This window comes from Mesorhizobium sp. CAU 1741 (genome assembly GCF_039839275.1).
Lineage (GTDB): Bacteria > Pseudomonadota > Alphaproteobacteria > Rhizobiales > Rhizobiaceae > Aerobium.
This window is the reverse complement of sequence record NZ_JBDOQP010000004.1, coordinates 369,628-391,563: the sequence shown is the minus strand read 5'-3', so window position 1 is coordinate 391,563 and position 21,936 is coordinate 369,628. Positions and strand designations below refer to the sequence as shown.

Annotated in this window: 18 protein-coding genes; 8 read left to right on the top strand and 10 right to left on the bottom strand. The window is 61.5% G+C overall.

Annotated features, from left to right (window positions below; genetic code table 11):
• Positions 1-35: 35 nt before the first annotated feature.
• A complete protein-coding gene (locus AAFN84_RS18330; RefSeq protein WP_347516080.1) occupies positions 36-746 on the bottom strand; it encodes a hypothetical protein in 711 nt (236 codons plus the stop codon).
• A 121-nt stretch (positions 747-867) separates the two neighbouring features.
• On the opposite strand from AAFN84_RS18330, the gene AAFN84_RS18325 reads away from it, so the two are divergent.
• Both AAFN84_RS18325 and AAFN84_RS18320 read left to right on the top strand, forming a co-directional pair.
• Positions 868-1,113, top strand: a complete 246-nt coding sequence (locus AAFN84_RS18325; RefSeq protein ID WP_347516079.1) for a helix-turn-helix transcriptional regulator — start codon at positions 868-870, stop codon at positions 1,111-1,113.
• 744 nt (positions 1,114-1,857) lie between these two features.
• Positions 1,858-2,172, top strand: a complete 315-nt coding sequence (locus tag AAFN84_RS18320) for a DUF736 domain-containing protein (protein WP_347516078.1) — start codon at positions 1,858-1,860, stop codon at positions 2,170-2,172.
• 269 nt (positions 2,173-2,441) lie between these two features.
• On the opposite strand, the gene AAFN84_RS18315 is transcribed toward AAFN84_RS18320, so the two are convergent.
• Positions 2,442-2,759, bottom strand: a complete 318-nt coding sequence (locus AAFN84_RS18315) for a TraC family protein (protein ID WP_347516077.1) — start codon at positions 2,757-2,759, stop codon at positions 2,442-2,444.
• Between the two features lie 255 nt (positions 2,760-3,014).
• Here AAFN84_RS18315 and traA point away from each other — a divergent pair, with 255 nt between their 5' ends.
• Positions 3,015-6,323, top strand: coding sequence for a Ti-type conjugative transfer relaxase TraA (traA, locus tag AAFN84_RS18310; protein WP_347516076.1), 3,309 nt, complete (start codon positions 3,015-3,017; stop codon positions 6,321-6,323).
• Positions 6,324-6,517: 194 nt separating this feature from the next.
• On the opposite strand, the gene AAFN84_RS18305 is transcribed toward traA, so the two are convergent.
• From AAFN84_RS18305 to AAFN84_RS18280, 6 genes are all read right to left on the bottom strand, one after another.
• Positions 6,518-7,936, bottom strand: a complete 1,419-nt coding sequence (locus AAFN84_RS18305; protein WP_347516075.1) for an amidohydrolase family protein — start codon at positions 7,934-7,936, stop codon at positions 6,518-6,520.
• A gap of 21 nt (positions 7,937-7,957) precedes the next feature.
• Complete coding sequence (locus AAFN84_RS18300) at positions 7,958-8,821, bottom strand: ABC transporter permease (protein WP_347516074.1); 864 nt, start codon at positions 8,819-8,821, stop codon at positions 7,958-7,960.
• A complete protein-coding gene (locus AAFN84_RS18295) occupies positions 8,821-9,765 on the bottom strand; it encodes an ABC transporter permease (protein ID WP_347516073.1) in 945 nt (314 codons plus the stop codon). Before AAFN84_RS18295 ends, AAFN84_RS18300 begins: the two co-directional genes overlap by 1 nt.
• Positions 9,766-9,858: 93 nt before the next feature.
• A complete protein-coding gene (locus tag AAFN84_RS18290; RefSeq protein ID WP_347516072.1) occupies positions 9,859-11,361 on the bottom strand; it encodes an ABC transporter substrate-binding protein in 1,503 nt (500 codons plus the stop codon).
• A gap of 7 nt (positions 11,362-11,368) precedes the next feature.
• Positions 11,369-12,463 (bottom strand): oligopeptide/dipeptide ABC transporter ATP-binding protein, encoded by a 1,095-nt coding sequence (locus AAFN84_RS18285; RefSeq protein WP_347516071.1) that lies wholly within the window; start codon positions 12,461-12,463, stop codon positions 11,369-11,371.
• The gene (locus tag AAFN84_RS18280; RefSeq protein WP_347516070.1) at positions 12,460-13,485 is read right to left on the bottom strand and encodes an ABC transporter ATP-binding protein; all 1,026 of its coding nucleotides are present in this window, start codon (positions 13,483-13,485) and stop codon (positions 12,460-12,462) included. The genes AAFN84_RS18285 and AAFN84_RS18280 overlap by 4 nt, the downstream gene beginning before the upstream one ends.
• Before the next feature lie 229 nt (positions 13,486-13,714).
• On the opposite strand from AAFN84_RS18280, the gene AAFN84_RS18275 reads away from it, so the two are divergent.
• Both AAFN84_RS18275 and AAFN84_RS18270 read left to right on the top strand, forming a co-directional pair.
• Positions 13,715-14,923, top strand: coding sequence for an MFS transporter (locus tag AAFN84_RS18275; protein ID WP_347516069.1), 1,209 nt, complete (start codon positions 13,715-13,717; stop codon positions 14,921-14,923).
• Between the two features lie 30 nt (positions 14,924-14,953).
• Positions 14,954-15,856 carry an IclR family transcriptional regulator gene (locus AAFN84_RS18270; protein ID WP_347516068.1) on the top strand — a complete coding sequence of 301 codons (903 nt, stop codon included), beginning with the start codon at positions 14,954-14,956 and terminating at the stop codon, positions 15,854-15,856.
• A gap of 561 nt (positions 15,857-16,417) precedes the next feature.
• Here the strand turns inward: AAFN84_RS18270 and AAFN84_RS18265 are convergent.
• Positions 16,418-17,263 (bottom strand): DUF4214 domain-containing protein, encoded by an 846-nt coding sequence (locus AAFN84_RS18265; RefSeq protein WP_347516067.1) that lies wholly within the window; start codon positions 17,261-17,263, stop codon positions 16,418-16,420.
• Positions 17,264-17,597: 334 nt separating this feature from the next.
• The gene (locus AAFN84_RS18260; protein ID WP_347516066.1) at positions 17,598-18,275 is read right to left on the bottom strand and encodes a TetR/AcrR family transcriptional regulator; all 678 of its coding nucleotides are present in this window, start codon (positions 18,273-18,275) and stop codon (positions 17,598-17,600) included.
• Positions 18,276-18,477: 202 nt separating this feature from the next.
• On the opposite strand from AAFN84_RS18260, the gene AAFN84_RS18255 reads away from it, so the two are divergent.
• From AAFN84_RS18255 to AAFN84_RS18245, 3 genes are read left to right on the top strand one after another with little or no spacing between them, the layout of a single operon-like run.
• Positions 18,478-20,193, top strand: a complete 1,716-nt coding sequence (locus AAFN84_RS18255) for a thiamine pyrophosphate-binding protein (protein ID WP_347516065.1) — start codon at positions 18,478-18,480, stop codon at positions 20,191-20,193.
• A gap of 4 nt (positions 20,194-20,197) precedes the next feature.
• Positions 20,198-20,995 carry an SDR family NAD(P)-dependent oxidoreductase gene (locus AAFN84_RS18250; RefSeq protein ID WP_347516225.1) on the top strand — a complete coding sequence of 266 codons (798 nt, stop codon included), beginning with the start codon at positions 20,198-20,200 and terminating at the stop codon, positions 20,993-20,995.
• Positions 20,995-21,936 carry an alcohol dehydrogenase catalytic domain-containing protein gene (locus tag AAFN84_RS18245; RefSeq protein WP_347516064.1) on the top strand — a complete coding sequence of 314 codons (942 nt, stop codon included), beginning with the start codon at positions 20,995-20,997 and terminating at the stop codon, positions 21,934-21,936. Before AAFN84_RS18250 ends, AAFN84_RS18245 begins: the two co-directional genes overlap by 1 nt.

The following is a 21,936-nucleotide window of genomic DNA, read 5'->3' as shown; positions in this document are numbered from 1 at the left end:
CGCGGACTAATTATGCGCTGGCTCGGGCGGTGCATTTACTGCCCACTATCTCCCGGAAAGAACACGCTCGGCACCATCTGTCGCCCGAGCCTTACGACATCCAAATGGGCTGATCGGATTTGCTGCCAGGGAAACGTCGAAGAATGTTCAGCCCATGCCTCCCCCCAGCGCACGACCGCATCGAGCTTGCCGGCCACGCCGGCAAGGGAGGCAGCTTGTGTTGATGCCATAGTTTCGAGGAGAGCCTCGGCCCGCTTGAACGCCTGGCGCTCTGCCTTCATGCAAGAGAAGTAGCCGATCTCGTCGGCAACCGCTTCAAAACGGGCCTGCTGCTGATCAAGCTCGGCTTCCGCCTGCAAACGAAGAGCTGCGATGTCGGTTCGTTCTCCGATCAAGCGATCGAGCGCATTTCTTGAACAGACAAGGACTGGCCCTCTTCCAGGGACATTGACCAGTGTTCCCAGAAAGTCCACGCGCTCGGCAAGCGCGACTTCGAGTTCCTGCTGCCGGCGACCGAGACGCCGGACCTGCTCGTGCGTCACCGCCCATTCCCGCCAAAGCGAAACGGCAGGATCGTTCGGTTCGGCAGTTGGCACGACACCGAAAGCATCGGTCCCATTCGGCAATCCAAAGCGGTGCGCCTCAGCAGCCTTGCCGAGCACTCCGCACATAGTGGCAACGCCCCCGCAAAGCGCCAGCCGACGCGTGACGGAGGAACAGACTCGTGTATTGTCGGAATCAGCCATGATCCGAGCTCCTGACAGCTTGGTTGTGGTTAGGCTGCTGACGGTGGTTACGACACCTTCGGCAGCCGATGCGTATAAAGAGCATATTTGCATATTTTGTGCAGGGAGGCAACACAGAGCAGTGGAAGTGACTTCAGCGCAAATTCGTGCGGCCCGTGGGCTTCTTGACATTTCTCAGCAGCAACTGGCGGATTTATCGAAGGTCAGTTTGCGAACGATCGTGCAGATTGAGCGCGGCTCAAAGCAGCCGTCAGCGTCGATCGTTCAAGCTCTCTTCCTTTCGCTGAAGGCGGCCGGCATCGAATTCATTCCGGAGAACGGCGGCGGCGCCGGTGTACGGCTCGCGCGCCCCATTAACAGGAACTGATCCTCGTCAAACGACGAGACCCAACCGCTAAGCAGCCGCACCGAGCGCACAGTCGTTCGAGGCCCTCCAGTCGCGATCGTTCGGTTTCAGATGTGTGCCTGTCGCCATGCGACGCGACAGCTTGTCGTTACGTCTCGAACTCCACCTCGCGGCAGCTCCGTCAAGGCAGCAATCCGAGGGCCGCAGCCTGATCAGGCAAGGGTGTTGGCGACCAGCCCGAGGATGGCAGGACTGAACGTCGAGCGATTGTTTCTGGTTTGTGTGGCCGCCCGCCCGGTTTCCAGAGTTTTGCCAGTCGGCCCGTCGTCGTTCGAGCGATATGGACGCGGCTGTGTCCCTTACTGACGGAGGCTGTCTGTCTTCATGCCATGACGGTCGACGGGACGGAATGGCTTGATGTTGAATGACCGTTGACGATGTAGCGACCATCATGCCGATGGGGCTGGCTGTCGTCTGAGCGGTGGGTTCCATGCCAGAGCGCAACCAACTGCGTCCTCGATGTGGCTGGTCTGACCGCACGCCGTCTTCGCTGCGCTTCGCCTCGATCTAAAACCCGCAACAGCCGGTCGTGACTTTCTTCCCCTGTCGGCTGTGCCGCCATTCCTCGCGGGCCAGGAAAGCCTCGCCCTGGCTGCCCTTCACTTGCGTTGCGGCCCAAGGGGGTGCGGGTCGATCGCCTCCGGTCTGTCCGCCGTTATCGAGGTCGCGATGGTCGCGGCCCGAGAAACTCACGGAGACGACATCATGGCTACCATCGGCACTTTCACCTCGATCGCAAACGGCTTTACCGGCACGATCAAGACCCTCAACCTCCACGTCAAGGCCAAGCTGATCCGCATCGACAACCCCTCCGACAAGGGCCCCCACTTCCGCATCTACACCGCACCAAACGTGGAATTCGGCGCCGCCTGGCAAAAGGTCTCCAAGCAGACCGAGCGCGACTACCTCTCGGTCAAACTGGACGACCCGAGCTTCCCCGCTCCGATCTACGCCACCCTGATCGAAGTGGACGGCGAGGAAGGGCTGCAGCTGATCTGGTCCCGGTCGAACCGGGACTGAACAACTAAGGTTCCAGCCAAAGGGTTCCGCCGCAAGGCGGGGCCCTTTCTTTTTGCGTATCGGCAAGCCGCAAGCATGTATCGAGCCTGCACACGGCGTTTGGGCGCCGCCTTGAATCGGTGGGGAACTACTCAGTTCGTCCAAGCGCCTTTTCCCTGATGACGAGACGCCCCTCGCGCAAGGCTTCATCGCCCCTGATCTTGGCTGCGGCATCAATCAACCGACCAGGTGGCAGCAACCGTTTCTCATCGCGCGTCCCGCCTTGGCGATCAGGGCGCCAAACTGGAATCTTCTCCCGTGTGCCCTTCTTTCGGGTCGTGGAGTGGCGCAGCTGTCGCACGCGCTGAAGCCTTGCCACCTGGCCCCGAAGTCGGCGTCGTGCGGACAGTTCGACCGGCCACCGTGCAATGCTTGCCCGCGATTTCCACGAATGCCACCAGCAAATCTGCGTCCCCTATCTCGATGTCGCCGAGCCCGGCCTTGAGCGCGACACGCCCGATGCGTTCGGCCTCGCGCGTCTCGGCGGCTTTGAGTTGTTCTTGCAGCCTGGCGATTTCTTCCCTGATCTTCGATGACGGCTTCTTCATTCCGATTGGCCTTCTCTTTTGGGTGGCTGTGTATGAGGTGGTAAGCATCAGCCGGGATCGTGCGCAGCACGACCCGGCACAAAAGCCGGGTCGGCGAAGCCTACTCTTTGAGAGAGCATCCCGGCGTTCCGAAGGAATGCTCCAAGGGCGCAGTAATACGTCGCTGAGGCGACGTGTCTGCTCCCGGCCCCTGATCGGGCTGGCTGATCCAGACGAACATCATGGTTCGTCTCAATCGTCGGGATCGCGTTCGCCTTGGCCATCACGCACTTCACACCCCAGATCATCAGCCGTGCTGACGGGCGTAGCGCGGTGCTGTCGGCTGCCTACCGCCATTGCGCACGAATGGAGTATGAGGCCGAGGCGCGCACGGTTGACTATTCGGCCAAGAGAAACCTGGCGCACGAAGACTTTGTGCTGCCGCCGGATGCGCCGCAGTGGGTCCGCGACCTCATTGCCGATCGTTCTGTCGCAGGCGCAGCCGAAGCGTTCTGGAACAAGGTCGAGGCTTTCGAGAAACGGCACGATGCGCAGTTCGCCAAGGAGTTCATCATCGCTCTGCCCGTGGAGTTGAGCACGGCGCAGAACATCACCCTGATGCAGCAGTTCGTAGTCGAACAGGTCTTGGCGCGCGGGCAGGTAGCGGACTGGGTTTATCACGACGAACCTGGCAATCCGCACGTCCATCTGATGACGACGTTGCGACCGCTGACCGAGACCGGGTTTGGTGGCAAGAAGGTCGCCGTCGTCGGACCGGACGGACAACCGGTCCGCACCAAATCGGGCAAGATCGAGTATCGCCTATGGGCCGGGGAAAAGACGCAGTTCCTCGAGCAAAGACAAGGTTGGCTCGATCTGCAGAACCAGCATCTGGCGCTTGCCGGTCTCGATATCCGCGTCGATGGCCGCTCCTACGCCGAGCGCGGTATTGATCTCGTTGCGACCAGCCATATCGGTGTTGCCGCCAAGGCCATCCAGAGAAAAGCCGACCGGGAGGGAAGGGCGCCTGAGCTGGAGCGGCTGAAGCTGCTCGAGGCGCAAAGGCAGGGGAACGCCCGTCGGATCCAGCGGCGACCCGAGATCGTGCTCGACATGATCGCGAAGGAGAAGAGCGTCTTCGACGAGCGCGATATCGCCAGGATCCTGCATCGCTATATCGATGATGCGGGTACCTTCCGATATCTGATGGCGCAGATCCTCCAGAGACCCGATGCACTGCGACTGGAACGCGAGACTGTCGACTTCGGGACGGGAGAACTCATCCGCGCCAAATACACCACGCGCGACCTGATCCGCATCGAAGCGGAGATGGTGAGCCGCACGGGTCACCTTGCCAAGAGTTCTGGCTATGGGGTTCATGAGAACGTGCTGGCGGGTGTGTTCGCGCGTCATGGGCAGCTCTCGGAAGAGCAGCGTAGCGCCATTGAGCATGTCGCCTCGCAAGGGGGTGTCGCGGCCGTGGTCGGTCGCGCGGGTGCCGGCAAGACCACCATGATGAAGGCTGCGCGCGAAGCTTGGGAAGCAGCCGGTTATCACGTCGTCGGCGCAGCACTTGCCGGCAAGGCTGCCGAGGGGCTCGAGAAGGAAGCGGGGATAGCTTCACGGACATTATCGTCCTGGGAACTGCGCTGGAAACAGGGTCGTGACAAGCTCGACGACAAGACGGTGTTGGTGCTGGACGAAGCCGGCATGGTCGCCTCAAGGCAAATGGCGCTATTCGTTGAAGCCGTGTCGCGGGCCGGTGCCAAACTCGTACTGGTTGGAGATCCCGAGCAGCTGCAACCGATCGAAGCCGGCGCCGCCTTCCGCGCCATTGCCGATCGGATCGGTTATGCCGAACTCGAGACCATCTATCGCCAGAAGCAGGACTGGATGCGAGTGGCCTCGCTCCATCTGGCGCGTGGTCATGTCGCGCCGGCGCTGACGACCTATGCCGAGAATGGCAGGGTGCTCGGCTCCGATCTGAAGGCGCAGGCGATCAGCAATTTGATCGAGGATTGGAACCGGGACTACGATCCGCAGAAGTCGATGCTGATCCTCGCGCATCTGCGGCGCGATGTCCGGACGTTGAACGATATGGCGCGGGCGAAGCTCGTTGAGCGCGGCATCATCGCGCTGGGCCATGGCTTTGCGACGCAGGAGGGTGAACGTCGTTTCGCTCCTGGCGATCAGATCGTCTTTCTCAAGAATGATGGCGGGCTGGGCGTCAAGAACGGAATGATCGGCAAGGTCGTCGAGGCGGCGCCCCGGCGCATTGTTGCCGAGATCGGACAGGGTAATCACCGCCATCGCGTCGAAATCGATCAGCGCTTCTACCGCAATCTCGATCACGGCTATGCCACCACCGTGCACAAGAGCCAAGGCGCCACCGTCGACCGGGTCAAGGTGCTCGCCACCCTCTCGCTTGATCGGCACCTTACCTATGTCGCGATGACGCGGCATCGCGAAGACGTGGCGCTTTATTATGGCCGCCGATCTTTCGACCTCAATGGCGGGTTGATCCCAACCCTGTCGAAGCGCAATGCAAAGGAAACCACGCTCGATTATGCGGGCGCGCGCTTCTACCGGCAGGCGCTGAGGTTTGCCAATAGCCGTGGGCTAAACATCGTCCGCGTGGCGCGGACGCTGCTCAAGGATCAGATGGACTGGGCGCTGCGCCAGAAGCAACGCCTTTCCGATATCGGCAAGAGGTTGCGCGGTCTCGGCACGCGTCTTGGCTTGGTCGATGTGCACCAAACCGCAAATGTCCAAACCGCGAAGGAGGCTGCTCCCATGGTCGCGGGCATTACCGTGTTCTCCCAATCGCTGCGCGATGCCGTCGAGGAGAAGCTGCGCGTCGATCCTTCGGTCGGCAAGCTTTGGGAGGAGGTATCGAGCCGCTTCCGCTCCGTCTTCGCCGATCCAGAAACCGTCTTCAAAGCGATGGACTTCGACGCTGTGCTGAAAGACCCGGTGGTTGCGTCTGAAACTCTGGACCGGCTTGTGCGCGAGCCGGCATCGATGGGACCGTTGAAGGGCAATGTCGGCCTGTTGGCCGGCAAGGCCGATCGCGAGAAACGCCGCATCGCCGAACTCAATGTTCCCGCTTTCAGGCGAGATATCGAGCGCTATTTGCGTGTGCGCAACGCGGCGCTGCAAAAACTCGAAGTGGAAGAGAAGGCACGGCGCCATCGTATGTCGATCGACATCCCGGCGTTGTCGCCGGCAGCCCACCAGGTGCTTGAGCATGTGCGCGAGGCCATTGCTCGCGACGACCTTCCGGCCGCACTCGGGCTTGCCCTTGCCGATCGCACGGCCAAGGCTGAGATCGATGCGTTCATCAAGGCCGGGGCGCAGCGCTTTGGCGAACGCGCTCTGCTTACCAACGCTGCACGGGAGCCGCACGGTTCGGCGTTTGAGAAGGCAGCACTTGGTCTCAACCCAGCCGAACGCGAGAAGCTTGCAACGGCCTGGTCGACATTGCGCGCGGCCCAGCAACTTGCAGCGCACGAGCGCACCACGGAAGCGTTAAAGCAGACCGAGGCTCTGCGGCTGTCGCAGCGCCAGGGGCAGGTGCTGAAGTGAAGCCGCCGCCGCGCCATGATGGACGCTCGCCATAACGACAAGACGGTCGCCGATTGCGGTCTCGGAGGACGTTACGCCCGGTCCGCCACAAACTGACGACACCTTCCCGACCGGAGCCGATGGATCGGCAGCGCTAGACGCTCGCTCGCGTGCCAGTCGCTGCCAGGAAAGGCACTACAGTTGTCGTCTAGGAGTTACATCAGCGCGCCGGTGGTATTGCCCGTCTCGGTAAGGACACGCTCGGCTCGCCTGCGCAGGTCCGCTGCGGCCGCGGACACGCCAGCCTGCTGAGTGAGCTTGCCATTGCGCTTCATGACTTCGCCTGCCACCAGGACCGTGTCCACGTTTGACGGGTTGGCAAACGATACGATCGCATCGATCGGGTTGATCGCCGGCGCGAGGTTAAGTTCGTTGCCGCGCACCAGGGTGATATCCGCCGCCTTGCCGACAGTCAGCGAGCCAATGCGGTGATCCAGTCCGAATGCCTTGGCGTTGCCCATCGTCGCCCAGAAGAGCGCATCGCTCGTGCTTGGAGAAATGCGCGGCGGCAGCGGCTTGTCGCGGCTTACGGCGTTCGTCGCCGCAGGAGCCTCGCTGGTTTGCTTCCTGGCCTTTTCTAGATTGTTGAACAGTCTCTGGATCACCAGCGACCAGCGCATCGCTTCCATCATGTCGGCAGGTGTGTTTGCTTCCGAATCCGTACCGATCGAGGGCGTTCCCCCCATTTCCGCGACCCGCCGGATGAGTGGCTCACGGGATCCGCCATTGATCTCGGTCTGCGACGTTGCGGTCACGGAACACCCGGTGTCGATGAGTGCACGCAGTTCTTCATCACTTGCGGAATTCAGATGCACGGCATTGTGGCGCGCGGTCAGCAATCCGGCCTTCTTGAGACCGATATAACCACCCTCGACATGGCCATTGCGGCCATGGGCATGCGCGCTCGACCAGACACCGAGCTCTTCCGCCAAGCGGAAGTCCTGCTCGCAGACCGCGAGCGGCGAGTATTCGGGTCCGAGAACCCCCAGTGCAAGAATGAGCTTGCCGTCATCCGAATTGTGCCTGCGCCGAAGGCGCGTCGCTTCCTCGCGGGGGTGCGGTACCTGCGAGAAATGTGGCTGGCCCGGCAGCGGAAGCGTCTTCACCGTGCCGTGGATGAAGATCGAACGGATGCCGGACCGCTGCAGGCCGTCGATTGCAGCATCGTTGTGATCCGGCGTGCGGTTGCCGTGGCACCATTCATAGACGGTCGTCGTGCCGCCACTGAGCAGGTTGAGTGCCCCGAAATATTCCGACGCGCCGATATCGTCCGGTGTGTAGACCGGTACAAATTCGGTCTGCATGTGGAAATGGTGCTCCACACCCGTCCAGTCCACGCCAAAGCCCCGCAGGGCTGTCTGCCACATATGGATATGCGCGTTGATCAACCCTGGGATGGCAATCATGCCCGTGGCATCGATGACCTCGATCCCTGCGTCAGCCACAGTGTCGGCCAGGCCCGCTCCGATCGCGGCGATACGGCCGTCCTCAACCAGAATGTCGCCTTGAGGGACGATGCCGAGTTCCGGGTCAACCGTAACGAGCGTCGCGTTGGTGATGAGAGTGCGGTTCATGGTGGGCTCCCGATGGGCGAGTTAAGTCTGGCGGGGATCAAGCGCGTCGCGCAGCCCATCACCAAGCAGGTTGAAGGCAAGCACGATGAGGCAGATCGCCCCACCGGGAAAGATGGACATCCAGGGCGCCTGCGTCATGAAATTCTTGGCCGTATTGAGCATCGATCCCCAGGATGGATTGGGCGGCTGCTGGCCGATGCCCAGAAATGAAAGGCTTGCTTCCGCGATGATGGCGGTTGCGATCGTGATGGTGGCCTGCACGACAAGCGGCGGAACAATGTTGGGCAGGATATAGCGCCACAAGAGCCATGGTGTAGGAAGACCGATCGCGCGGGCGCCCTCGACGTAATCTTCAGTGCGCACAGCCAGAACCTGGCCCCGGGTCAGGCGGATGAAGATCGGCATCGCCGCGATGCCGATTGCAATCATCGCGTTGGTAAGGCTCGGTCCCAGAAAGGCGGCCAGCGAGATCGCCAGAATGAGCGACGGGATGGCAAGCAACGCGTCTGCGAAGCGCGACACCGCCATATCAAGCCAGCCTCCGAAATAGCCGGCGAGAAGCCCAAGCGGCACTCCAGTCAGCAACGCGACCGTTGCGGCCACGACGCCCGCAAGCAGCGACACCCGCGCGCCATGGAGAATGCGGGTCAGCACATCGCGCCCCAGATCGTCCGTACCCAGCCAGTGCGCCAGGGATGGCGGCTTGCGAATATCGAGATAGCTTGGCGTGAACGGGTCGTATGGCGTCAGCCACGGCGCGAAAATCGCTACCACGACAAAGGCAAGCACAATCAGGGCGCCTACGACTGCGGCGGGGCGGCGCAGGAAACGACGCAGGCCGCGCGGCAGTCTGGCGCCCTGAGAAGCGGATATCGAAGCGGCCATTACGCGTATCTCATGCGGGGGGTGATCAGGTAGTAGAGAACGTCGGCGATCAGGTTCAACAGGATGAAGAGCGCCGCAGTGAGCAGCACGACGCCCTGCACCACGGCGTAGTCACGCGCGAAAACTGCATCGACGATCAGCTTTCCGAAGCCCGGAATCCCGAAAATCTGTTCCGTGAGGACGGCGCCGGCCAGAAGTTCGCCGAACAGCAGCGTGGTCATGGTGACGATCGGTGTCAGCGCATTGCGCAGCGCGTGCTTGAGCACGACCATATGAGGTGGCGCGCCTTTGGCGCGGGCCGTACGGATATAGTCGGACCGCAGCACTCCGAGCATGGCTGAGCGCGTATGCCGCATCAGATAGGCCGAGATGGGCGTCGATAGAACGAATGCCGGCATCAAGATGTGGGCAAGAAAAGCGGAGGGATCGTCCATGATGCTGACAAAACCCGATGCGGGCAACAGACCCCACCCGACCGAGATGACCATGATCATGATGATGCCGAGCCAGAAGTTCGGGATGGACATGCCGCCCAGCGCCAGAAGGTTGACTGAATAGTCGATCATCGTGTTCTGGCGAACGGCCGACACGATGCCTGCGGGAACACCAATCAGCAACGCGATCATCATGGCGACGAGAGAAAGTTGGAAAGTGACGGGCAGTTTCTGCCCGATAAGCGTCGACACCGGCACCTCGGTGCGCAACGACACGCCGAGATCGCCGCTGAGGATCTGCATCGCCCAATACTGATACTGGACCACCAGAGGTTCGTTCAGGTGATATTGCTCGCGGATGGATTCTAGAACGGCGGGATCGCGGATCTCACCTGCAAGCATCAGCGCGGGGTCTCCTGGCAGAAGCTTCTGCATCAGGAAGATGATCACCGACACCATGAACAGGGTGGGGATGGCGATGAGCGTGCGACGTATGATGATCTGGAGCATCGAGCTGCCTGTCTTGCAGTTTCGGCTGATCGGCTCTCGCCGCAAATCAGGGGGGTGGCGCGCGAGGTGGCCCCCTCGCGCGCCGGCCTGGCGTTATTCGCCGGCCGTGACGCCCGCGAGACGGATCATGCCGTCCGCATACGCCTTGAAGCCTTCGAGGTTGGAGCGGATGCCGTAGGGCCAGGGCTGGAAGTAGACGAACACCTGCGGGACTTCCTGCTGGAGGATTTCCTGCACCTTGTCGTATTCGGCTTTACGCTCTTCGAGATCCGTGGTCGCGCGAGCCGCCGCGAGTGCCGCATCCACATCTGCGTTGCAGAAGCCGCTGTCGTTCAGCGTACCTTCGCACATGATGTAATGTGCAATGTTTCCATCCGGGTCGACGCGTCCAGCCCAGCCGGCCATCGCCGCCTGGAAGTTGCCTTCACGCATCGCGGCCTGCAGCCCGGCGAATTCCACCGCACGCAGCGAGATGTCAAAACCGGCTTCCGCCGCCATCGCCTGTACCAGCTCGTAGATCTGCTGCTGGATGGTGTTGTTTCCGAACAGCAGTTCGAACGAGACACGCTCCTCTCCAGCTTCGGCGAGAAGGGCCTTGGCCTTTTCCAAGTCGCGTTTGAAATTGAAGCGCTCGTCATAGGCGAAACTCGAAGGGGCGAATGGTTGGGTGGCCCCCTCGTAAGCACCCTGTCCGACGATCTGGTTGATGATGTCGCGATCGATCGACAGGTTGAGCGCCTGACGGATGCGGGCGTCCTTCGCCAGCGGATTGTCCTGTGCGCCGGCCCCGTGCGAGAGGTTGATCATGAAGCCCTGGTAGCCAAGGCCCGCAGTGGAGACGAGCTTGGTATTCGCATCCCCTTCGATCGCCGCGAAATCCGAAGGCGCGGTGCGCTCGATGATATCGAGCCCGCCGGCCCGCAGATTGGCCACGCGCACCGTCGCATCCGGAACCGGCATGAAAAAGAGACGGTCGAAGTGATATTCGTCCGCGTTCCAGTACTCGTCGAATTTCTCGAAGACGATACGGTCGTTCTGGATGCGCTCGACGAACTTGTAGGGGCCGGAGCACGATGGCGACTGGGCAAAGTCGCCGGCTTCGCCAGCCTGGGGGGAGATGATCATCCCTGCCCAGCCGCTGAGCTGAGAAACCAGCGTGCTGTCCGCCTGTCCCAGGTTTAGCTTGACGGTATATGGACCGGTGACCTCGACGGTGTCGACTGATGCGATCTCGCTGGCGCGGAGGCTGCCTTCCATCGTCTTGTAGCGATCGAGATTGTATTTCACCGCCTCGGCGTCAACCTTCGTGCCGTCGTGGAAAGTGGCATCCTCGCGCAGCGTCAGGGTGAGCGACATGTTGTCGTCTCCCCAAGCCCAATCGGTGGCCAGCCGCGGAACAAAGTTCATGTCTTCGTCGAGATCGATCAGAGAATCGCAGAATGAGGTGAAAACGATGCGATTGACGAAGGCGCGCGAGCGCGCGGGATCGAGGAGATCGATGTCGTCCTGCAAGCCGATACGCAGATCGGCGGCAAATGTGGTGGCCGTCGTCGCCAGAAGTGCGGCGACCAAGGATGCGCAAAATGAAGTCTTCATAGTTCCCTCATCGAGTTTCTGTGGTTGCGTTGGATGCTTGCCGCATCCGGTAGATTTCGAGTTTCTCACGCAGGCGTGAGCTCGACTGCGGCGCCGCGGCCGCGCTCGGTTGCGTTGCCACATCCTCCCAGAAGTGACAGGCGACGAGATGTTCATTCGTTTCCGCCGTCCGCAAGGTAGGGTCGTGCGCCTCACAGTGCGGCCGAGCCATCGGGCATCGATGCCGGAAAGAGCATCCCTGCCGGCCCTCACCGTCATTATTCGCAGGTTCTCCCGCAAGCAGGCGCCTGTCGCCACGGTCGCCCGGATGCGCCACCGGAACAGCTTCCAGCAGGGCGCGGGTATAAGGATGCTGTGGCCGGCCATAGAGTTCGTCGACCGGTGCCAGCTCCACGATCCTGCCGAGATACATCACGGCGACGCGGTCGCTCGTATGACGGATCACAGCGAGATCGTGCGAAATGAGGATGAGCGTGAGGCCCAGCTTCTCCTTGAGGTCTTCGAGCAGGTTGATGATCTGCGCCTGGATGGAAACGTCCAGAGCCGAGACCGGTTCGTCACCCAGCAACAGTTCAGGGCTCGTCGCAATGGCGCGCGCAATGGCTATGCGCTGGCGTTGTCCGCCGGAGAATTCATGCGGATAGCGCTCGGCCTGATCGGCTCGCAGGCCGACGAGCCGCATCAACTCCAGAGCCTCCCGCCGCCGTTGGGCGCGGGGCATCTTGCGATGGAGCCACAAAGGCTCGCCGATGATATCGATGACCCGCATACGCGGATTGAGGGAAGAGAACGGGTCCTGGAAGATGATCTGAAACCGGCTGCGCAAATCGCGCAGAACCGAACCACGCATGGAAGCCAGCGGCGTTCCGCCAAACAGAACCTCCCCCTCGGTCGCGGCCAGCAGGTTGAGCAGCATGCGGCCAAGGGTCGATTTGCCCGAGCCGGATTCCCCGACGATGGCGAAGGTCTCGCCTCGCCTTATCTCAAGGTCAACGCCGTCGACGGCTGTCGTGACGCGGGGAGCGGCAAACAGATGCGCCTTTCTCGAGAACGTCTTCCTGAGTTGCCGCGCGGCAAGAATGACGGGTTCCGGCGTCGTCATGACAGGGTCGCCATGTCTGCCGTTATCGGCGCATGCCAGCATGCGGCGACATGGCCGTTCTCGAATGTCTTCAACGGTGGAACCTCGCGCCGGCAGCGCTCGTCGGCGAAAGGACAGCGTGGAGAAAAGCGGCATCCGGCGGGCATTGCCTCGAGCGCCGGGACGGCTCCCTCGATCGTGTAGAGACGCCCATGTCGAGGACCGATGTCAGGCGTGGAGCCGAACAATCCGATCGTGTAGGGATGCTGCGGATCGTCGAAGATGTCGGCAACACTGCCGGTCTCCACGACCCGCCCCGCATACATCACCAGCACATCGTCGGCGACTTCGGCGACCACGCGCAGGTCGTGCGTGATCAATATCACCGCTGCATCAACCTCCTCGCGCAGGTCCCTCATCAATGAAAGGATCTGCGCTTGGATCGTGACGTCCAGTGCCGTCGTCGGTTCGTCTGCGATCAACAGTTGCGGACGATTGGCGATTGCCATTGCGATCATGACGCGCTGACGCTGCCCCCCGGAGAGCTGGTGCGGATAGACTGCCAGTCGATCCGGAGTGGCAGGCAGGCCAACCTTGCGCAGCAGTTCCAGCGCTTCCTTGCGTGCGGCGGCAACGGAGATGTCGCGATGCAGGCGGATGCATTCGACAAGCTGATTGCCGATGGTGAAGCCCGGGTTGAGGGAGGTCATCGGCTCCTGGAAGATCATCGCCATGCGCCCGCCGCTGAGTGATGCGCGTTCATGCGCGCTCATCGACAGGAGATCGCGACCCTCGAACGACATCGAGCCACGCACTACCCGAGCGCTGGTTCCGCCGAGCAGCCCCATCAGCGCGAGCGACATCACGCTCTTCCCGCAGCCCGACTCCCCTACGACACAAAGCGTCCGGCCGGCGTGAGCCGAGAAGCTCACACCATCGATCAGGTTTTGCGACGCATCGGCGGCGAAGCTCAACGTGAAGTCACGCACCTCGACAATTGAGCGATTCTGACCAGAAGCCCCTGAGATGTGCACGACGTTCATAATGCAAATTTCATATTATGAAACTATGTTGGGATGTCTAGTTTAGGCGTATCACCAGCTTTCCATATACGTCAACGAAAAAGGCGATGTCGCGCTTGCCCCTTTCGGCGAAGCGGGTTAGCCATATGAAACGAATGATCCCAGAAATTTCATATAATGAAATGCATCTCATTGTCTGCCTCTTGGTCCGCGAGGAAGCGGTCACCGCAGATCACGCAAGATACGCCCTGTGCCTGAAACTACAGGAAGCCTGACGGCGACATCCGGACAAGCCCCGCAGGGGCTCCTCGTCCTTCTTGCAGTCGCGGCTGGGCTCGTCGTGGCGAACAACTACTACAACCAGCCGTTGCTGCATGAGATCGGGGCATCGTTCGGCGCCTCGGATAGCGAGGCGGCAATGGTCTCTACCTTGACGCAGGCAGGCTACGCCTGCGGCTTGCTTTTGCTGCTCCCTCTGGGAGACCTCCTGGAGCGGCGCAAACTGATCCTTTTCATGCTCGCGATGAGCATGCTTGCACTCGTCACTTTCGCAGGCGCGGCGACATTGCCGATCGCAATCGCGGTCGCTTTCGCGATCGGCTTTTCGAGCATCGTGCCGCAACTCCTCCCACCCGTGGCCAGTCAGCTTGCCGCGCCGGGTAAGGCGGGCCAGGCGGTAGGCCTTGTAATGGGCGGATTGCTGCTGGGCATCGCGCTGTCCCGCTTTGCTGGCGGCGTGCTCGGCGATTTTCTCGGATGGCGCGGGGTATACTGGATCGCAGCCGGGTTGATGGTGGTGCTGTTCGCGGCCTTGTATCGGACGTTGCCGGTGCTGGCTCCAACATATGCGGGCTCCTACCGCTCCCTTCTGCTGAGTCTCGGCGGTCTGGTAAGGCGCCACGCCGAACTGAACTGGCTGACTTTGGTGGCTGCGCTGCAATTTGCCGCCTTCAGCCTGATCTGGACGACGTTCGCGTTTCACCTGCGTTCGATGCCCGGCAACTATCCGGCCAGCATCGTCGGCCTCTTCGCGTTGATCGGCTCCGGTGGCGTTATCGCGGCGTTGACGGCGGGCAGGCTCACCGACTCGATGCCGCCTCGACTGTTGCTGGTCGCGGCCGCTGTCTGCATGTTGGCCGCGTTTGCCTTCTTCGCCCAGGCGCTGACGACGTTGGTCTGGCTCGTTCCGGCGGTGATGCTTCTCGATCTGGGCATGCAGGTCAGCCACGTCACGAGCATGGCGAGAATTCTCCGACTTGATGCCAGCGCGCGTAGTAGGCTCAACACGGTGTACATGGCCACCCGCTTTGCCGGCGGCGCCGCCGGCACCGTGATCGGCAGCGTTGCGTGGACCCATGGCGGATGGAACGGTGTCTGCACAGCCGGCGCTGCGCTGTGTCTGGTCGCGACCGTCATCGCCTGCATCATGCCCTTGCGCACCACGCTCGAGGCTGGCTAAGCAGGTGTTGGGGTGAGGGAGGTATATCAGATGGTTGACCCTGACACGGCAGCGCCGGGCACGCCCAAGCGCCGTGACCCCGTCGACGTCACGCGTGAAGAGACCAGCGTCTCGCTGGAGCGGCTTGCCATTGCCGACGAGCAGACGGTGCGAGACGCCGCGTCGAGCGATGACGTACAACGGACTACCGTCCAATCCGTCTTGCGGGCGATCGACATCATCGAGGTCCTTGCGAACGCAAACCGTCCGCTTCGGCTTCAGGAGATCGCCGACGGTGTCGGTCTCAAGACGCCGACATGCCATCACCTGCTGAACTCGTTGGTGACGCGCGATTTCGCCACCCGCCTTGCCCGTCCCAGAAGCTACAGTCTCGGCCCCCGCATCGCCCAGCTCGCTCGACAGAATCGAAGCCGCTTCGACATCGTCCAGGCGGCGCAGGTCCACATGGCCGCCCTCGTGCAGAAAACCGGAGCGAGCGTGTGCCTGGCGACGCTTGAAGAAACCCGCCTGGGTATCGTGACGGAACTCATCGCACCGGCGGCTCCTGACTTCAGGGGGTGGCGCGGCGACCTGGCGCGTGCGGCCCATGCCACGGCGATCGGAAAGGCTATCCTTGCCTGGCTGCCCGAAACGCAGATCGCGCGCGTTGTCGCAGAACACGATCTCACACCTTTCACGGAATTCACCATTCAGACGCTCGGCGAGCTGGTGGAGAACCTGCGACAGGTACGCCGCCACGGCTTCGCGGTCGAGGACCGCGAATTTCATCCAGACACCAGCGGCATTGCTTGCGCTCTGCGCGACAAGTCTGGTGCCGTGGTGGGGGCAATCGGCTGCCTGATCTACCAGTCCGACGCGTCGATCGAGCGTCTTCGCACGATCCAGCTCGAGATCAACGCCGCCGCTTTGGCGATGGCGCCGAGCATCCCATAGCCGTCGCCTCGACACGCCAACAAGAGGCCTACCCGCATAGCCAGGCGCGAGCCCTCACTCCTTTCCGGCCACTCAGGGTAGGCGGCCGGGGTCCATCATTCTCGTCACGGGTGCGGCTGTCTGCCAAATTATATCTGATGTCTGAGGCTGAAACAGGAACGCTTTACCTGACGGCGCGAATGATACGGTCGGACTATTCCATGAGGCGGACGCACACCGCGCACACCTTGTCGTCGCCAAAGAACAGCGTGCCGTCGCGCTTTCACAAATCGCCGTCGACCAACACCGCATCAACATTACCAGAATGGGCGAACTCCACCACGAGAACAGCGGGTTGGGGACCGGGAACATGTCACCGTGATCCCGGCGTCGACCATCCGCTCGTCGTCAGGCAGGTCGTTGCCGTGCACGATGTTGTGCTCGGCGCCGAGCAAGCGTTCCTTTGACCAGGATCGTATCGCTCCATCGACATGTTCCGCTGTACGTCGGCACAGTGCGCCCTCGAGATGCGCGTTGAGATCACGGTATCCGCGGCGTTCGCTCATGCGACATGAGAATGAACTATGTGACAAGCCACTGCGTGCCGCTGAGGTTCTGCGCCATGTCATCCACATAGCCGGTTAGCGCGACGTTCTCGGCACTTGTTGCGAACTGGATGAGAAGGTTCGGCCTCGCATATCCTTCTGCGAGCGTCTCGACCCAAAAATCGATGCCTGCCTTTTCCCCTGGGCGGCTGAGGATATTCTCGTAGAGTATCTCAACCAACTCTTGGTCGCTGAGAGTGTTGGGGGCACCAAAGAGCTGCGCGAACTCCGCCGAGAAGAAGAAGTTGTTGGCTATCGCGTCCAGTCCCGTCCCGGTCTCCAGTTGATCGATCCAATAGTTCAAGCCAGGATCGTCCGGGGCGCGGGAAAACGCAGCGGCATAAAGACGGGCAACAGCCTCGATTTCGATGGGAACGACGGAGCCGCTGTTATCCGGGGAACCAAACGCTATCTCGAGGTCAATCGTATCGCCATTTCTGAAACTGAGACCGTCCACGTCGATGAAGACGGCATTCTCTGAAAAGAAGACCGCATCCGGCGCTAGATCGATTGGGCTGGCTCCCGCAAGTATCGTAACACCAATGATCGGGTCTACATTGTCGTATTCATCAGAGAACTTGTAGCCGTTGAAACTTGGGGTGCTTGCAAACAGCGTATAGGCCGTTGTGTCAATAGTGTAGGCGATGCGGCTTGCGGAGAAGTCGATGTCGACATTGACGACGGATTCGCCGGGCAATTCGAGCGCCTCGACATCATCGAACTCAATGTCAGCGGCCACCACAGCATCGGCTCGCTCCGATATTGGACTGAGGAGGTCAGGGTTGAACACTTGCAGGGATATCGTCTTGCCAAGAAAGCTCATACCGTCACCCCATTTTGCCATAATGGCTGTTCACCGAGTTTAGCTGAAGATCTTCCCCGGTTCCATTCGTTGGATTGCCGGAAGGGAATATTTTCCAGTATCTTCACGAGGGGGCAACGTCAGCGTCATTGGCAGTGAGATCGGCACCCTGCCGCCGCGATGTCGCGGCAGAGCTGGCCCAGCGAGCGCTCGATGCCGCCGCGTCCATCTGCCCGGCGCATCCGGTTTCGTAAAGCCTGACGCTGGATGATCTGCTTGCAATCTCGCAGGAGAAATTCGCCCGCCGGTGGGCGCTCTGCGCTGTCGGCGTGCCCGTGGCAAGCCGCTGAACCCACTACTTCTTTGCTGACATTGCCCAGTGCTCGAGCAGCGAGTCGATCGTCTCGAGGATCATCGCGGAGGTCGGAGACCAGTCCATCGTCCGGGTATGGATGGGGAACGCGAGCATGCCATGGGTGACCGCGATCAAGCAATCGGCAGCGAATTTTGGCGCTACCGAGGTGGCCCCGACTGCTTCAAGATAGTCGCGGACGGTATCCTCGTAGAGTTTCTGAGACCTGCTTGCGAAGGTGGATTTCCCGAACACGACGCCTTCAGACGTCAACACGGGTGGCTTCTCGATCGGCTGCTCGAACAACGTCTGGTAGTGCTGGAAGTTGTCGATCCAGTACTCCGCAGCACCCATGAAGAGGTTGCGGACACGTTCGGCCGGATCGGACGATCGGGATGCAATGTCCTGGAACTGCCGCAGAGCGTCGGACATGTCCTGTTCTCGAATGGCGGCAAGCAGTGAGCGCTGGTCTCTGAAATACTGATAGACCGTCGACGGTGTATATCCGGCGAGCTCGGCAATCTTCCGCAGCGAGACATCTTCGAATTTCATGGTTGCGAACAGGGTTCGGCCTGATTCGATGAAGGCGTCTCTCACCTTCTTTTTTTCTTCATCGGTGCGAGCTCGTGACAAACCTTTTCTGCCACTTCTGCTGCGTGCGGTTGTTTGTCCACCAGGCACTTCACATCACTCCTGCGCTGGTGTGAGGGGGTAGCACTTTTCCGATTGTGCGCTCAATCCCTGGACGGACGAGAGGGAGTTGCCGCGCACGAGCCGGTGAGACGAGCGACGCTTGACAAATAAAAAAACGCGTTTAATTATTTTCGCGAGGAAGCCGGAGATGGGATGGAGCCTGTCCGGTGGAGAAATGGGAGGACCAGAATTGGCCAGGACGGACGGCGGCACGTTGCTCGCGGAAACACTCGTCGGTTTGGGTGTGGAGGACATTTTCACCCTGCATGGCGGCCATCTCGACGGTGCCTATCAGGCACTCGTCAGGCGAGATGTCCGACTGGTGGATACGCGCCATGAGCAGGCTGCCGGAATTGCCGCAATCGGCTATGGCAGGGTCACTGGAAAGACGGGTGTCTGCATGGTGACGGCCGGCGGCGGCGTGACCAACGTCGTCACCGCGATTGCCAGCGCCTACGCCGACTGCATCCCGAGCGTCTTTATTGGCGGCGCGCCGCCTCTGCACGATTTCGACGCCCTGCCGGTGAATGCCGGCTACGACCAGATGAGCCTGATGGCCGGCATCACGAAGTGGGCGCATCGCATCGCACTCGTCGAGCAGATTCCCTATGTCGTCGGTAAGGCCTTCCACCTTGCCGCTTCCGGTCGTCCAGGCCCTATCTATCTCGATATCCCGAGTGATGTGCTGTTTGGGCTGGCGGATGATCAAAGCGTCACCCGGTATCGGGCAGGGTGCGACGTAGCCGCGCCCGCTCCATCGCCCAATTCGGTCAGAAAGGTAATTGAACTCCTTCGTGGCGCCGAGCGTCCGGTGCTGCTTGCCGGCGGCGGTGTTGTCGGTTCCGAGGCGTCCGATCTACTCAAGCAATTCGCCGATCTGACAGGAATCCCCGTCCTTACAAACGCCAAGGCGCGAGGTGTGCTGCCGACCGATCATCCGCTCTATGGTCGCGGCTTTGCGTCCCTTGCCGCCGCCGCCAATCGCGGCGCCGGGTCTGCCGACGTCGTCGTGATGCTCGGTGCGAGGCAGGGCATCTACACGGGCGGCATCAGGAAATCCTTCATCGCGGATGATGCGACACTTATCCAGGTGGATGTGAGCTCGGACGAGTTCAGCCGGATTCGCCGGCCTGATCTGGGCATAGTGGCTGACTGCAAGGAAATGCTCGCGGCTCTCCTGCCGGCTGCCGGAAACGGACCATGGGAGGTCCGGGATCAATGGATTGCTGCGCTCAAGGGTGCGGTGGCGGCTCCGCCTCTCCCCGTGAGCGGCAGGCCGAAACCCGGACACCTCGCCGCGGCCATCGCCGCGATCGCACCGCGCGACACGATCTTCGTGCTTGACGGTGGAGAAACGCCCGCCTGGCTCGACGCCGTTGCCGACAGCTTCAGCAGCAGGAAGTGGCTGGGTCACGGTTATATCGGGATCATGGGCGAGGGCCTCCCCCTGGCCGTCGGTGCCAAGGTCGGACAGCCCGATGCCACCGTGGTCTGTTTTGCGGGAGACGGAGCGATCGGCTTCAATTTCGCCGAGTTCGACACCATGGTGCGGCACGGCCTGCCGGTGATCGTCATCGTGAACAACGATCGGCAATGGGCAATGTCCGCCAACGGACAAGACATGCTCTTCGGGCCGGGACATCGCGTCGTCAGCGAGCTTGCAGCAACGCGATACGATCTCGCGGCGGCCGGTTTTGGTGCCCACGCAGAGCTTGTCGAGGACATAGGCGAGTTTGCGGAGGCTTACAGGCGTGCGGTCGAGAGCGGGTTGCCCGCCTGCATCAACGTGATGACCGAACGGGATGTCGGAGCCATCACCACCCGGCTGATGGGGTTGGCAGCAGAAGGGCCAGTCAGTCCCGACGGCAAGGCGCGCGTGCCCTACGCTGATATCCTGGAGGTATGACGTGATGGAACTCGAAGGTCGGGTGGCATTCGTCACTGGCGCCGGCTCGGGCATAGGACGTGCCGTGTGTCATCGCCTGCATGAACTGGGTGCTTCCGTCGCGGCAGTCGACATCAAGGCGGCTGTCGCCATGGAGACAGCAGAGGCGCTCGGGTCGCGCGCGATCGCTCTCGAGGCTGATGTTACGGATGAAGGCAGTGTATCCCGTGCGGTTTCGGCCGCCGCCGATCAGTTCGGCCGGCTCGACATCGCAGTCAATGCTGCCGGTGTCGGTGTCAGCCTGCGGCTCATCGACCAGTCGGTCGCCGATATCGATCGGGTGCTGCGCACCAACCTGACCGGCGTAATGATCTGCTGCAAATACCAGGCTCGCGAGATGATCGCGCTGGCAAATGGAGGGGTGATCGTCAATATCGTCTCGACGAACGCCGTCCAGCCGGGCGAAGGCCTGAGCGCCTACTGCGCCTCCAAGGCGGGTGTTGCGATGGTGACAAAGGTCGGTGCCATGGAATTGGCTGCCGACAACATCCGCGTCGTTGGCGTGGGACCGGGCCTGACGCAGACGCCAATGGTCGACCGGTTCCTGTCGAATGCTTCCGTGAAGGCTGAATTCCTGGACAACATTCCGGCGGGCAGGCCGGCCTGGCCGCAGGATATCGCCAACGTCGTCGGATTTCTTGCGACGGACGCTGCCGCGTACATTACCGGCGAAACGATATATGTCGACGGAGGGGCACTGACCGGGAAATATCCAAGCTTGGCAGCGCGAAGCCCGAGCAGCCCGGTCGAGGCAGGTGCCTGATGGAGGGCTTGTTTTTCGACGGCGAAAAGCGCGTGCGGCTGGGTGAAGTTGATCCTCACCCCCACGACGCGGGAGATGTCGAACTTCGCGCAACATTGGCGGGGATCTGTGGCACTGACCTTGCCGCAGTGGCCAAGGGAACGCCTCCGGTCGCTCCCGGAACGGTTCTCGGGCACGAATTCGTGGCCGTCCGTTGCGATGATGGCCGAAGAGTCGTCGTCAACCCGCTGATCGGGTGCGGCCAATGCGACTTATGCGCATCGGGCAGGGATTATATCTGCCGCAAACGGGCAGTCATCGGCATCCACCGGCCGGGTGCCTTTACCCGAACTGTGTTCGCGCCTGAATCCAGCCTGTTCGACGCAGGCGGTCTAAGCGACAGACAGGCAGTCATGGTCGAGCCAATCGCTACGGCCCTGCATGCCTGCAGGCTGAGCGGACTTGCGGATCGCATCGCGATCATAGGGGCAGGCGCCATAGGACTGTCGGCGGTATTCGTGCTGAGGCAGCTTGGTAGGACAGAGGTGACCGTCACGGACCCCGCGCGATGCCGGCTCGACTACGCGTCCGCCATGGGAGCAGACGTCATTGAGGGGCGGTTGAGCGGTGAATTCGAAGCCGTCATCGATTGTGCGGGAGCGACCTCGGCGCGCGAGGATGCGCTCGCTGCGTCGGCGCCGGGTGGTCGTGCGGTGTTCGTTGGATTGCAGGCTCCCGAATTCACCTTCCGCCCAGGGTTCCTGATTTCAGGCGAGCGCAGTCTTCTCGGTTCCTTTGGCTACAACCGGGAGGAGTTCAAGGAAGCCATCGGCCTGGCAGCGAACTTCGACGAAGCGTGGGTTCATGAGATTTCGCTTTCGCAAGCGGAAGAGGCTTTCAACGGCATGATCGCGGGAGGCGCGGATCCCGGCCACGTAAAGACACATGTTCGGATCAATTGA

Coding starts and splice junctions, on each gene's coding strand:
- AAFN84_RS18330 (WP_347516080.1), bottom strand. CDS start 746: ATGGCTGATTCCGACAATACACGAGTCTGTTCCTCCGTCACGCGTCGG.
- AAFN84_RS18320 (WP_347516078.1), top strand. CDS start 1,858: ATGGCTACCATCGGCACTTTCACCTCGATCGCAAACGGCTTTACCGGC.
- AAFN84_RS18315 (WP_347516077.1), bottom strand. CDS start 2,759: ATGAAGAAGCCGTCATCGAAGATCAGGGAAGAAATCGCCAGGCTGCAA.
- AAFN84_RS18305 (WP_347516075.1), bottom strand. CDS start 7,936: ATGAACCGCACTCTCATCACCAACGCGACGCTCGTTACGGTTGACCCG.
- AAFN84_RS18300 (WP_347516074.1), bottom strand. CDS start 8,821: ATGGCCGCTTCGATATCCGCTTCTCAGGGCGCCAGACTGCCGCGCGGC.
- AAFN84_RS18295 (WP_347516073.1), bottom strand. CDS start 9,765: ATGCTCCAGATCATCATACGTCGCACGCTCATCGCCATCCCCACCCTG.
- AAFN84_RS18290 (WP_347516072.1), bottom strand. CDS start 11,361: ATGAAGACTTCATTTTGCGCATCCTTGGTCGCCGCACTTCTGGCGACG.
- AAFN84_RS18285 (WP_347516071.1), bottom strand. CDS start 12,463: ATGACGACGCCGGAACCCGTCATTCTTGCCGCGCGGCAACTCAGGAAG.
- AAFN84_RS18280 (WP_347516070.1), bottom strand. CDS start 13,485: ATGAACGTCGTGCACATCTCAGGGGCTTCTGGTCAGAATCGCTCAATT.
- AAFN84_RS18270 (WP_347516068.1), top strand. CDS start 14,954: ATGGTTGACCCTGACACGGCAGCGCCGGGCACGCCCAAGCGCCGTGAC.
- AAFN84_RS18265 (WP_347516067.1), bottom strand. CDS start 17,263: ATGAGCTTTCTTGGCAAGACGATATCCCTGCAAGTGTTCAACCCTGAC.
- AAFN84_RS18250 (WP_347516225.1), top strand. CDS start 20,198: ATGGAACTCGAAGGTCGGGTGGCATTCGTCACTGGCGCCGGCTCGGGC.
- AAFN84_RS18245 (WP_347516064.1), top strand. CDS start 20,995: ATGGAGGGCTTGTTTTTCGACGGCGAAAAGCGCGTGCGGCTGGGTGAA.